Origin of the sequence: Ralstonia sp. UBA689 (assembly GCF_002298975.1) — a bacterium.
Taxonomy (GTDB): Bacteria; Pseudomonadota; Gammaproteobacteria; order Burkholderiales; family Burkholderiaceae; genus Ralstonia.
Genome location: NZ_DBMV01000001.1, coordinates 36,566 through 48,730, shown reverse-complemented (window position 1 = coordinate 48,730; position 12,165 = coordinate 36,566). Strand labels below are relative to the sequence as shown.

Genomic DNA, 12,165 nt, shown 5'->3' with positions numbered 1-12,165 from the left:
CCTTCAGTGCCGTCAGTGCTTTAAGCCACCGTATTGATCCTCACGGATCACACGCGGCGTAATCTCGCGCGGCTCGATGGTCACCGGCTGGTAAACCACGCGGCGTTGCACCGGGTCGTAACGCATTTCAACGTAGCCCGACACAGGGAAATCTTTGCGGAACGGATGGCCGATAAAGCCATAATCGGTCAGGATACGGCGCAGGTCCGGGTGGCCTTCGAATACCAGGCCGTACAGATCGAACGCCTCGCGCTCGAACCAGTTGGCGGAGTTCCAGAGATCAACCATGGACGCCACGACCGGCAGGTCGTCGTCCGGCGCGAACACGCGCACACGCACACGCCAGTTGTGTGTGACCGACAGCAGGTGCGACACAGCCGCAAAGCGCGGACCATTCCAGGCGCCATCGCCGTAGTCAGCGTAGTCGACGCCGCACAAATCCATCAGTTGCTCGAATTTGAGCGATGCGTCGTCGCGCAGCGTGCGCATGGCCTCGAGGTAATCGGCCGCCTTCACCACGAGGGTGAGTTCACCGACCGACTCGGTCAGACTTTGAATGCGGTTGCCCAGTGCCTTTTCCAGCGCGGACTTCAGGGTGGCAAGCTTGTCGGTCATGTCAGCCCTTGCGCGCGATGGTGTTGGTGCGGCGGATCTTGGCCTGCAACTGGATGATGCCGTAGATCAGCGCCTCAGCAGTCGGCGGGCAGCCCGGCACGTACACGTCGACCGGCACAATGCGGTCGCAGCCGCGCACGACAGAGTACGAATAGTGGTAGTAGCCGCCGCCGTTGGCGCACGAACCCATCGAGATGACCCAGCGCGGCTCGGCCATCTGGTCGTACACCTTGCGCAGCGCGGGCGCCATCTTGTTGCACAGCGTGCCTGCCACGATCATCACGTCGGACTGGCGCGGCGACGGGCGGAACACCACCCCGAAGCGGTCCAAGTCATAACGCGATGCACCTGCGTGCATCATCTCCACGGCACAGCAGGCCAGGCCGAACGTCATCGGCCACAGCGACCCGGTACGGGTCCAGTTGATCAGCTTGTCAGCGGTGGTCGTGACAAAGCCTTCGTTGAGTACGCCTTCGATCGCCATTTCACATCACTCCCAATCGAGCGCGCCTTTTTTCCAGATGTAGACGAAGCCCACGAGAAACTCGAGAAGAAATACACCCATCGCAATGAACCCCGGCCAGCCGATATCGCGCAGCGCCACGCCCCACGGGAAGAGGAACGCTGTTTCGAGATCGAACAGGATGAACAGAATGGCGATAAGGTAATAGCGCACGTCGAACTTCATGCGCGCGTCTTCGAAGGCTTCGAAGCCGCACTCGTACGGCGAGAGCTTGTCAGGATCGGGATTATTCGGACCGAGGACTCGGCCGATGGTCATCAGGGCAAGGCCAAGGCCAACACCGATGACGATGAACAGCAGAACGGGGAAATAGGCTTCGAGGTTCAAGGGACGCCCGCCTTTTTGAATGGTTGCAACAGCACTGCCCGCAGGCGGCGCCTTGTCGCCCCATCGAAGGCGCCGGGTCCGCAGCCTCACGGCGCTCGAACTACCCGCCGTTTTGCGGATGGGGTCTGCGCGGAACAATCCCGTTGAACAGACCCCGAAATTTGATTGGTGCCGACGGCGAGACTCGAACTCGCACAGCTTTCGCCACTACCCCCTCAAGATAGCGTGTCTACCAATTTCACCACGTCGGCTGGGGGAAGAAACTTTATCAAGAACACGATCGGGCTTTGTGCCACCACCGTTTTCCGCATTGTTTCAAGCCTTGCATTCTACCGCAAAGCTGGGCTTTTGTTCAACGCACAAACAAAAAACTTGTGCGGCGAGGCGCACCGAAAAACCCGACGGCGCGCCCGTCATCATTACGTCGAATTACTTCGGCACAGCCGGGGCGGAAGCCGCTGCCGGAACTGCAGGAGCCGAGGCTGCCAGCGCGGAAGCCGGCGTCGCAATCGGAGCCACCGAACCCATCACGCCCGTCGACACGCTACCCTTGTTGGTGCCGATCAGCGTCAGCGCCAGCGTGGCCACGAAGAACACGGTGGCCAGAACGGCCGTGGTACGCGAAAGGAAGTTGGCCGAACCGGTAGCACCGAACAGGCTGCCCGATGCCCCGGAACCAAAGGCCGCACCAACGTCCGCGCCCTTGCCGTGCTGCAGCAGCACTAGGCCGATCACGCCGAGCGCACTCAAGATTTGCGCCACCAGCAGCAGAGTCTTCAGAATTGCCATTTCGTATCTCTCAATAATGTGTTGCGGTTGCACGTGCACCGCACGTTGCAACCTCGACCAATCGTTTAAGCGCGACCAATCGCCAGGAAATCATCGGCCTTCAGCGACGCGCCGCCAATCAGGCCGCCGTCGATGTCCGCCATTGCAAACAGCTCACCTGCGTTGTCCGGCTTGACGCTGCCGCCGTACAGAATCGGCAGGCGCTGCGCCACACCCGCGTCACGAGCTGCAACGCGCGCGCGCAGGAAGGCGTGCACCGCCTGCGCCTGCTCGCTGGTCGCGGTCTTGCCGGTGCCGATGGCCCATACCGGCTCGTAGGCAACAACGATCCGACCCAGTTGCTCGATCGACAGCGCATCCAGCACCGCATCCAGTTGGCGTCCCACTACCTGCTCGGTCTCACCTGCTTCACGCTGCGCCAGCGTTTCACCCACGCAGACGATCGGGTTGATGCCGTGTTCCAACGCACGCAGCGCCTTGGTCGCCACCTGCGCATCGGTTTCGCCGTGATACGTGCGACGCTCGGAGTGGCCGACGATCACGTAGCCGCAACCGAACTCCGACAGCATCGACGCCGCCACTTCGCCGGTGAAGGCGCCACGCGTTTCGGCCGACACATCCTGTGCGCCCCAACCCACTACAGAGCCCGCCAGCAGCGATTGGCACTGAGCCAAATACGGGAACGGTGCGCACACCGCCAGCGTGGCGTTGGTCTTGCCCGCCGCCTTGATCTGCTCAAGCAGCGCGGCATTGGTGTTCAGGCTGCCGTGCAGCTTCCAGTTGCCCACCACCAGCTTCGGTCTTGCGTTCACGTTCTTGTTCCGCCCGGTCGACTGTCAAATAAACCCGCTATTCTACCGTGGCGGCAAAAACAGGGTCAATTTCGGCGTCTTCGGACATCAGCTCCAGACCAACATGATCTTGCCAATGTGTGCGCTCGATTCCATCAAGGCGTGCGCCTGCGCCGCCTGTGCGGCCGGCATGACCGCATGGATGACCGGCTTGATATGGCCCGACGCCAGCAGCGGCCAGACCTTCTCGACCAGGTTGGCCGCGATGGCTGCCTTGAAGGCTACCGGGCGCGGACGCAGCGTCGAGCCGGTGAGCGTGATGCGTCGGCGCAGGATGTCGCCCAGCGGCACCTCGGCCTTGGCGCCGCCCAGCAGCGCAATCAGCACGATGCGGCCATCATCGGCCGTGCAGGCGATCTCACGCGCGACGTAGCTGCCGCCAACCATGTCGAGCACCACATCAACGCCGCGTCCGGTTTCAGTCTTGACGATCTCGACGAAATCCTGGGTCTTGTAATTGATAGCGCGCGTGGCACCCAGTTCGACGCAGGCGGAGCACTTGTCAGCGCTGCCTGCGGTGGCGAACACGCGATACCCCAGCGCAGACGCCATCTGAATGGCCGTCGTGCCGATACCGCTGGAGCCGCCCTGCACCAGCAGCGTTTCATCGGCGCCGTGCGCGCCCTGCCCCAGCAAGCCGCGATCAAACACGTTCGACCACACGGTGAAATAGTTCTCAGGCAGCGCTGCCGCCTCGACGTCGGACAGGCCGGCCGGTACCGGCAGCACCTGGCCCAGCGGCGCCGTGCAGAACTCCGCATAACCGCCGCCCTGCACCAGCGCGCAGACGCGGTCGCCCACCTTCAAGCCGTAGCGGTTATCGGCATGCGATAGATCGCCGCTGACAATCTCACCAGCCACTTCCAGCCCGGGAATATCCGACGCGCCGAGCGGCACCGGATAGTTGCCCATGCGCTGGAACACATCGGGCCGGTTCACGCCAGCCGCACGCACGCGGATCAGCACTTCACCCGCTTTCGGCTCAGGCATCGGACGCTCGCCGAGCTGCAGAACTTCGGGGCCGCCGTACTGGGTAATTTCAATGGCTTTCATGGGAATCAGGTTATTTGAGTTACGACGCGGCACGCTTCGGCTCGACAAAATGCTGCGGAATGCCGCGCGTGGTCTCGCGCAGGATCTCTTGCTTGCCGTGGACGATGGCGTCGGCGATCTTGCCGATATGCAACTTGAGCCACCGCTCGGTATGCGAACGCGCGCAGTAATCGGCAGGACCAAACGAATCGACACGCTGATTGGCGCGCAGATCATCGGCCTGCTCAAAAGAACGCCCATCCTGGCTCGTTGCGTTGTAGACGGCGTAAGTTCGGCCACCTCCCTTACGCACGACGGAAAATGCCGGAATGTCGCTCGGGCCGTCCGCCACGTAGATCATATTGCGCATGGGCACGCGGCGCTCCTCCTCGGCAATTGTCGAATTGACGTTGACCTCGTGATGCTTGTTGACGCCTTTGTTGATCTCAAAAATCGCGCGCGTCTTCGTCGTGTTGTCGATAGCGTAGATCACCTCAGCGATTTCCGCCTGCCCGTCGGGTGCAGCAGACTCAAGGAACTCGCACCCCCAGATGCCATCGATATGCGGCGCCAACACCGAGCCCTTGATCATCTCGGTCAACCCTGTGCTGACAATGTAGTGCTCCAACTGGATGTCGAACTGCTGGTAGGCGGGAACGCTGGCAACCCATGCCTTGCTGGCCGAGAAAAATTCCACCACCCCCGGAAAGAATTCCAGCGTGCCGCCTAACTCACGCAGCAGCGCATTGCTCAAGCCAGACATCCTGCGCTCACGCACGTAACGCAGCAGAACACTCAGATAGAACGTGTCATGGTTGACCCTCTGGCCAGCAGCTTCAAGTGCAGAAGAACCCGCGCCCACCTCTTTCCAGAACGCAGCCTCGTCGAGGTTGTACCGCTCGAACAGCGGCACTTGCATGTAACGCGGGATCAGCGTCTTGTCGAAATCCCAGACGACGGCGATGCGGTTTTGTTCGAACAGGCGGCTCATGGTCGGAGGCAGGTGGAGAACTCGCGACGCAGTGTAAACAAAAAAACGGCTGGACACTGTCCAGCCGTCTTCGGTGCGAGAAACCTCGCCGCCTTTGCTACGGTTACTGCTGTTGTTGCTGTTGCTGCTGCGAAGTAGCATCGCCAGCGCCAGGCGCTTGCGGTGCTGCGGCCGGCACGTCGCCTTCCTCGGCCTTAGCGGCCTTGATCGACAGACGCATGCGACCCTTCTCGTCGGTGCTCAGCAGCTTCACGCGCACGGCTTGGCCTTCCTTCACGTAGTCCGACACCTGGTTCACGCGCTCGTTGGCGATTTCCGAGATGTGCAGCAGACCGTCCTTGCCCGGCAGAATGTTCACGATCGCGCCGAAGTCCAGCAGCTTGAGCACGGTGCCGTTGTAGATCTTGCCCACTTCGGCCTCGGCCGTGATGGCCTCGATGCGGCGCTTGGCTTCAGCCATGCCTTCCGACGAAGTCGACGCGATGGTGATCGTACCGTCTTCCTGGATGTCGATCGTGCAGCCGGTTTCCTTGGTCAGCGCCTGGATGGTCGAACCGCCCTTGCCGATCACGTCGCGGATCTTCTCCGGGTTGATCTTGACGGTAATCATGCGCGGAGCGTGCTCCGACAGCTCGGTGCGTGCGTGACCCATCGCAGCCTGCATCTTGCCCAGGATATGTAGACGGCCTTCCTTGGCTTGCGCCAGTGCGACCTGCATGATTTCCTTGGTGATGCCCTGCACCTTGATGTCCATCTGCAGCGCGGTGATACCGTTGTCGGTACCCGCCACCTTGAAGTCCATATCGCCCAGGTGATCTTCGTCACCCAGGATGTCGGTCAGCACGGCGAACTTGTTGCCTTCCAGGATCAGGCCCATGGCCACGCCGGCCACGTGCGCCTTGACGGGCACGCCAGCATCCATCAGTGCCAGGCAGCCGCCGCAGACGGACGCCATCGACGACGAACCGTTCGACTCGGTGATCTCCGACACCAGGCGGATCGTGTAGGCGAATTCATCGTCCTTCGGCAGCACCGGGATCAGTGCACGCTTGGCCAGACGGCCGTGGCCGATTTCGCGGCGCTTCGGGCTACCCACGCGGCCGGTTTCGCCCGTGGCGAACGGCGGCATGTTGTAGTGGAGCATGAAGCGGTCACGGTACTCGCCTTGCAGCGCGTCGATGATCTGCTCGTCGCTCTTGGTGCCCAGCGTAGCCACCACCAGCGCTTGCGTTTCACCACGCGTGAACAGCGCCGAGCCGTGAGCGCGCGGCAGCACGGAGGAGCGAATCTCGATCGGGCGCACCGTACGGGTGTCGCGGCCGTCGATACGCGGTTCGCCGCTCAGGATCTGGCCGCGCACGATCTTCGATTCGAGCTCGAACAGGATGTTGTCGACTTCCACACCGTCGGCTTCCACGCCGGCTTCGGCCAGCTTCTCGGCCACCGACTTGTAGACTTCCTTCAGCTTCTGGCTGCGAGCCGACTTCTGGCGCAGTTGGTAAGCGGCTTGCAGATCGGCCAGGCCCAGTTCGGATACCTTGGCGACCAGCGCTTCGTTCTTGGGAGCTGCTTGCCAATCCCACTCGGGCTTGCCGCCTTCGCGCACCAGATCATGGATCGCGTTGATGGCGATCTGCATCTGATCATGGCCATATACAACGGCGCCCAGCATGACTTCTTCCGAGAGCTGGTTGGCTTCGGATTCGACCATCAGCACGGCACGCTCGGTTCCGGCCACCACGAGGTCCAGTTCCGAATGCGCGAGCTGTGCGCGGTTCGGGTTCAGCAGGTACTGGCCATCCTTGTAACCCACACGGGCAGCGCCCACCGGACCGTTGAACGGCAGGCCCGACACGGCCAGTGCTGCCGATGCGGCCACCAGTGCCGGGATGTCTGCCGGCACTTCCGGGTTGATCGACAGCACGTGGATGACAACTTGGACTTCGTTGTAGAAGCCTTCCGGGAACAGCGGACGCAGCGGACGATCGATCAGGCGCGAGGTCAGCGTTTCGTTCTCCGACGGACGGCCTTCACGCTTGAAGAAGCCGCCAGGAATCTTGCCGGCGGCGTAGGTCTTCTCGAGGTAGTCGACGGTCAGCGGGAAAAAGTCTTGACCCGGCTTCGGGTTCTTGGCGCCCACCACGGTGGCGAGCACGACGGTGTCGTCCATGTCGAGCAGCACGGCGCCGCTGGCCTGACGAGCAATCTCACCCGTTTCCATGCGGACCGTATGGCCGCCCCATTGGAATTCTTTGACGATCTTATTGAACATGTTTTCTCCTGTTCGGTATTCGCGGCGCCAACTCTTGAACATCGTTTCTCAAGCGCCGCGACAAACACGTTCCGGAAGACGGTGTGGTTGCAGAGGTGTGTTTATGCCATTCCAGCGCGGCGCTGGTGCTCAACGCCGCGCTGGAATGACACAAGATTCTGCTTCCCGCCGCCCCCGGTCCCAGGCAGCCGATGCATCCGCTAGTTAAGCTTAAACAAGCGGTCTGGCTGCCATCGCTTGCCGGTTGCCCGGCTTGGCCGCAAATGCGGCCGCCAAAAACAAAATGCCTGCATCAGCACGCTGACGCAGGCACTTGTTCATCACGCGCAGTGCGTGAGAGCCACCATTACTTACGCAGACCCAGCTTCGCAACCAGTGCGGTGTAGCGGTCAGCGTCTTTGCCCTTGAGGTAGTCCAGCAGACGGCGGCGACGGCTCACCATCTTGAGCAGGCCGCGGCGGCTGTGGTGGTCCTTCATGTGCGCCTTGAAGTGCGGTTGCAGCTCGTTGATGCGGGCCGTCAGCAGTGCAACTTGCACTTCCGGGCTACCCGTATCGTTGGCGCTGCGGCCGTTGTTCTTGACGATTTCTTGCTTGTTGATGTCAGCGACGGACATTTCGATTCCTTTGACTTGCGGACACTGCAGCGCCTGAAAACCATCGCCGCCGGTGCCGTGTTGAACAATGTCTTGCCGGCCCCATTCCGAACGCGGCCTGGACGGCAAGACGGCGATTATAGCCCAAATGCCCCGGCAAACGACAGTTCTGTGTCAGGGCCGGTCAATAGCGCGTCATCCTGCAAGTCGTTGGCAAGACGGTTTGCGCGGCCGGGATCACTTTCAGGGTCCGAAAACCGTAGCCGGAACCCTCGATATCGAACGGCACGCCAGGCGTGCCCACCCGCTCCATCTGCGTGACGATCAGCGGCTGGATGGCCTGATGATCCTCGGCGCGCAGCGTGATGCGGTGGAAACCGCTGTCCAGCGAAGCGCCTTCCAGCGCACGCGCCACGGCACCCGCCTCGGTTGTGCCAGCCCGCTCGACGGCGGCGGCCAGCATGTCGATCATCATCTGGTCGCGCAGCACCGGGTAATCGTCGGCCGGCGCCGGGTAGCGCGCGCGGAACGCCTTGTAAAACGCATCGGATTTGCCGCCGCCCAGATTCGGGTGCCACTCCGCCACCGCCACGACGCGGCCAACTCCTGCCTCGCCCATCGCCCCCGGTGCGCCCAGCGAATTGCCATAGAACGTGAAGAAGCGTGCCTTGAGGCCCGCGTCACGCGCAGCCTTGACCAGCAGGGTCAGGTCGTTGCCCCAATTGCCGGTGATGACCGTGTCCGCACCAGAAGCTGCGATGCGCGCTACATACGGCGCGAAATCCTTCACCTTGCCGATCGGGTGCAACACCTCGCCGACGATGGCGATATCGGGCCGCTTCTCGCTCAACTGCTGACGCGCCGATTGGGCCACTTGGCGGCCGAACGTGTAGTCCTGGCCAATCAGGTAGACATTCTTGACCGACTTGTCCGTGCGGATCACCTCGGTCAGCGCGAGCATGCGCATGTCGGCCGAGGCGTCGAAGCGGAAGTGCCAGAAGGTGCACGCCTCGTTGGTCAGGGCCGGATCGACAGCGGCGTAGTTGAGGAACAGCACGCGCGCATCGGGGTGACGTTCGTTGTAGCGCGAAATCGACGTCGACAACGCTGCCGCAGCCGCCGAACTGTTGCCCTGCAGGACGAAGCGGATACCGGCATCGGTGGCTGCCTGCAGTTGCAGCAGGGACTCATCGACCGTGTTCTTGCTGTCGAAGCGCACCAGCGCGAGCGGATGGCGTCCGTCGGGCAGCTTTACGCCGCCCCGCGCATTCACACCTTCGATGGCGATGCGCAGATTGCGATCCACCGCCTCCCCCGCATTGGCAAACGGGCCGGAAAGTCCCTCGATCAGCGCCAAGCGAATCGGCGCGGCCTCGGGCTGTGCAACGGCAAGATTGACCGTCGCCGCGCTCAATCCCACGACCGCCAGCGCGGCCACAAGCAAACGAAACATGGTGGTAATTCCCCGTAAGCAGCGCCGGATGGTAAGGGGTGGTGCCGCCCCGACACAAGCCGCGTTCCGCCCTAAACTCAAGACACGGCAGGAGAGCACATCATGAAGGCCCATTCGCTTGGTCACATCGGCGTGATTGCTGCGGCGTCGGCATTGGCATTGGCATTGGCATTGGCATTGGCATTGGCAGCCGGCTGCACTGTACTCGCCCCGGTCCAGACTGGGCAAACCTTGATCGGACAACCGGAATCCGCCGTTGCCGCCCGCTTTGGCAAGCCACCAGAACAATACCCGCGCGCCGATGGCGGCACGCGCTGGCTGTATCCGACGCAGCCGTACGGGCAATACACCTATGCAGCCGATTTCGACGCATCTGGCCGCCTGACATCGTTCCGGCAGATCCTGACCACGATGGATTTTGCGCAGATCCGCGTCGGCACCTCGACGCAGAAGGATGTGCTGCAGATGTTCGGCAAACCCGAGGAAATCGCCTATTTCCGCTTGATGGGCCGGCTGGTGTGGTCCTACCGCTTCAAGCACGAAGGCGTGTGGCCGTCGCTGATGAACTTCTATTTCGACGACCGGGGGATCGTGCGGCTCACGCAGGTCAGCCCAGACCCGATGTACGACCACGACCACGATTCCAGCCACTGAGCACTGGCCGCGCTACAACGGCAACAGCCACGCGAGGCGCATCACCTGGCGTGGGTGTTCGGGTCGGCCATGTCGTGGATCACACGGACATCGCACTCAAAGACGGCGGGCATGGAAATCACGCTCCTGACGTGTCCGGTGCCGCCGCACCCGCTTCGCGTCCCGATGGGTAACCGGGTGCGCGCTCTGTAGTGATCGTGTTGGGGTCTAGACTGACTCCTGCGTGTGTTGATGAAACCCGCGATCAGATCTGCGGGTTGAGCTTTTCGCTGCTCTTGTCCTGCAGCTTGTTCAGCGCGGCCAGGTAGGCCTTGGCCGAAGCCGCCACGATGTCCGGATCGGTGCCCACGCCGTTGACGATGCGGCCAGCCTTGGACAGACGCACCGTCACCTCGCCCTGCGCCTGCGTGCCGGTCGTGATGGCGTTGACCGAATACAGCAACTGCTCGGCGCCGCTGGCGACTTTGCTTTCGATGGCGTTGAGCGTGGCGTCAACCGGGCCGTTGCCTTCTGCCTCGCCGGTCACTTCCGTGCCGTCGGCCACAAAAACGACACGTGCATGCGGGCGCTCGCCGGTTTCGGAGCGCTGCGACAGCGATACGAAGCGGAAGTGTTCACCCTCGCTATGTTGCGCTTCGTTGGAGACGATGGCGACGATGTCTTCGTCAAAGATCTCGGCCTTCTGGTCGGCCAGTTCTTTGAAGCGCGTGAAGGCGGCGTTCAGCTCGGCTTCGGAATCCAGCTCGATGCCCAACTCCTGCAGGCGCTGCTTGAACGCATTGCGGCCCGAAAGCTTGCCCAGCACGATCTTGTTGGCCGTCCAGCCCACATCTTCGGCGCGCATGATTTCGTAGGTGTCACGCGCCTTCAACACGCCATCCTGGTGGATGCCGGAAGCGTGCGCGAATGCGTTGGCACCCACCACGGCCTTGTTCGGCTGCACCACGAAACCGGTGATCTGCGAGACCAGCTTGGAGGCGGGCACGATCTGCGTGGTATCGACACCCACGTCGAGGTTGAAGTAATCACGGCGCGTCTTGACGGCCATCACCACCTCTTCGAGGCTGGTATTGCCGGCGCGCTCGCCCAGGCCGTTGATCGTGCACTCGATCTGGCGCGCGCCACCCAGCTTGACCGCAGCCAGCGAGTTGGCGACTGCCATGCCCAGGTCGTTGTGGCAGTGCACCGACCAGATCGCCTTATCCGAATTCGGAATGCGCTCGCGCACGGAGCGAATCAGCGCAGCGTAGCCTTCTGGCACCGCATAGCCCACCGTGTCCGGCAGATTGATGGTGGTCGCGCCTTCGGCAATCACGCCTTCCAGCACGCGGCAGAGGAAATCCATGTCGGAGCGGCTGCCATCTTCCGGCGAAAACTCGATGTCATCCGTGAACTGGCGGGCGAAGCGCACGGCCAAACGCGCCTGCTCATACACCTGGTCCGGCGTCATGCGCAGCTTCTTCTCCATGTGCAGCGCAGACGTGGCAATGAACGTATGGATACGGAACTGGCCGGCCGGTTTGAGCGCCTCGGCAGCGCGGGAAATGTCGCGGTCGTTCGCACGGGCCAGCGAACAAATTCGCGAATCCTTGACCGACTGAGCAATCGCGCGGATCGCCTCGAAGTCGCCATTCGAACTGGCTGCGAAGCCGGCTTCGATCACATCCACCTTGAGCCGCTCAAGCTGCTTGGCGATGCGGATCTTCTCTTCCTTGGTCATCGACGCCCCGGGGGACTGCTCGCCGTCGCGCAAGGTGGTGTCGAAAATGATGAGTTTGTCGCTCATGGCGGCTCCTTGGTGGGGTGACGTTTTTGGCGTCGGTCTCAGTAGTGTTTTGGATGGTTTTTTGCGGCGCAGAATGCAAAACGCCCCGGCGTGCATGGTTGCAGGCCGGGGCGCTGTGAATCCTGGTTCGCGAAAACTTGGCTGTTTCTGCTTGCCTTGTCTTGCGATTTCCTATGCGCGTGTCCCGACCTGACGACCTAGTAGGCCATCAATCGAGACTAGCGTAATCAGAATGGAAATCGGGCGCGAAAGCATGCAGATGACTATAGACGAATTC

At 62.1% G+C, this 12,165-nt stretch carries 12 protein-coding genes and 1 tRNA gene; 1 reads left to right on the top strand and 12 read right to left on the bottom strand.

Annotated elements, in window-relative coordinates; all coding sequences use genetic code 11:
• Positions 1-12: 12 nt before the first annotated feature.
• The 11 genes from B4F51_RS00240 to B4F51_RS00190 form a co-directional block, all read right to left on the bottom strand.
• On the bottom strand, positions 13-615 hold the full coding sequence (locus tag B4F51_RS00240; RefSeq protein WP_296223017.1) for an NADH-quinone oxidoreductase subunit C: 603 nt from the start codon (positions 613-615) through the stop codon (positions 13-15).
• A 1-nt stretch (position 616) separates the two neighbouring features.
• The gene (locus tag B4F51_RS00235; protein WP_003261929.1) at positions 617-1,099 is read right to left on the bottom strand and encodes a NuoB/complex I 20 kDa subunit family protein; all 483 of its coding nucleotides are present in this window, start codon (positions 1,097-1,099) and stop codon (positions 617-619) included.
• 6 nt (positions 1,100-1,105) lie between these two features.
• A complete protein-coding gene (locus tag B4F51_RS00230) occupies positions 1,106-1,465 on the bottom strand; it encodes an NADH-quinone oxidoreductase subunit A (protein WP_296223016.1) in 360 nt (119 codons plus the stop codon).
• A gap of 166 nt (positions 1,466-1,631) precedes the next feature.
• Positions 1,632-1,716, bottom strand: a tRNA-Leu gene (locus B4F51_RS00225).
• A gap of 178 nt (positions 1,717-1,894) precedes the next feature.
• Positions 1,895-2,254, bottom strand: coding sequence for a preprotein translocase subunit SecG (gene secG / locus B4F51_RS00220; protein ID WP_296223015.1), 360 nt, complete (start codon positions 2,252-2,254; stop codon positions 1,895-1,897).
• 65 nt (positions 2,255-2,319) lie between these two features.
• Complete coding sequence (gene tpiA, locus B4F51_RS00215; RefSeq protein ID WP_296223014.1) at positions 2,320-3,066, bottom strand: triose-phosphate isomerase; 747 nt, start codon at positions 3,064-3,066, stop codon at positions 2,320-2,322.
• Between the two features lie 87 nt (positions 3,067-3,153).
• Positions 3,154-4,158 carry an NAD(P)H-quinone oxidoreductase gene (locus tag B4F51_RS00210; protein ID WP_296223013.1) on the bottom strand — a complete coding sequence of 335 codons (1,005 nt, stop codon included), beginning with the start codon at positions 4,156-4,158 and terminating at the stop codon, positions 3,154-3,156.
• A gap of 19 nt (positions 4,159-4,177) precedes the next feature.
• On the bottom strand, positions 4,178-5,128 hold the full coding sequence (locus B4F51_RS00205; protein WP_296223460.1) for an HAD family hydrolase: 951 nt from the start codon (positions 5,126-5,128) through the stop codon (positions 4,178-4,180).
• A 103-nt stretch (positions 5,129-5,231) separates the two neighbouring features.
• The gene (gene pnp, locus B4F51_RS00200; protein ID WP_296223012.1) at positions 5,232-7,400 is read right to left on the bottom strand and encodes a polyribonucleotide nucleotidyltransferase; all 2,169 of its coding nucleotides are present in this window, start codon (positions 7,398-7,400) and stop codon (positions 5,232-5,234) included.
• Between the two features lie 346 nt (positions 7,401-7,746).
• Positions 7,747-8,016, bottom strand: coding sequence for a 30S ribosomal protein S15 (rpsO, locus tag B4F51_RS00195; RefSeq protein WP_296223010.1), 270 nt, complete (start codon positions 8,014-8,016; stop codon positions 7,747-7,749).
• 163 nt (positions 8,017-8,179) lie between these two features.
• Positions 8,180-9,448, bottom strand: coding sequence for a branched-chain amino acid ABC transporter substrate-binding protein (locus tag B4F51_RS00190; protein ID WP_296223009.1), 1,269 nt, complete (start codon positions 9,446-9,448; stop codon positions 8,180-8,182).
• A gap of 102 nt (positions 9,449-9,550) precedes the next feature.
• Here B4F51_RS00190 and B4F51_RS00185 point away from each other — a divergent pair, with 102 nt between their 5' ends.
• Positions 9,551-10,102 carry a hypothetical protein gene (locus B4F51_RS00185; RefSeq protein WP_296223007.1) on the top strand — a complete coding sequence of 184 codons (552 nt, stop codon included), beginning with the start codon at positions 9,551-9,553 and terminating at the stop codon, positions 10,100-10,102.
• 244 nt (positions 10,103-10,346) lie between these two features.
• On the opposite strand, the gene B4F51_RS00180 is transcribed toward B4F51_RS00185, so the two are convergent.
• Positions 10,347-11,888 (bottom strand): 2-isopropylmalate synthase, encoded by a 1,542-nt coding sequence (locus B4F51_RS00180; RefSeq protein WP_296223005.1) that lies wholly within the window; start codon positions 11,886-11,888, stop codon positions 10,347-10,349.
• Between the last annotated feature and the right edge of the window lie 277 nt (positions 11,889-12,165).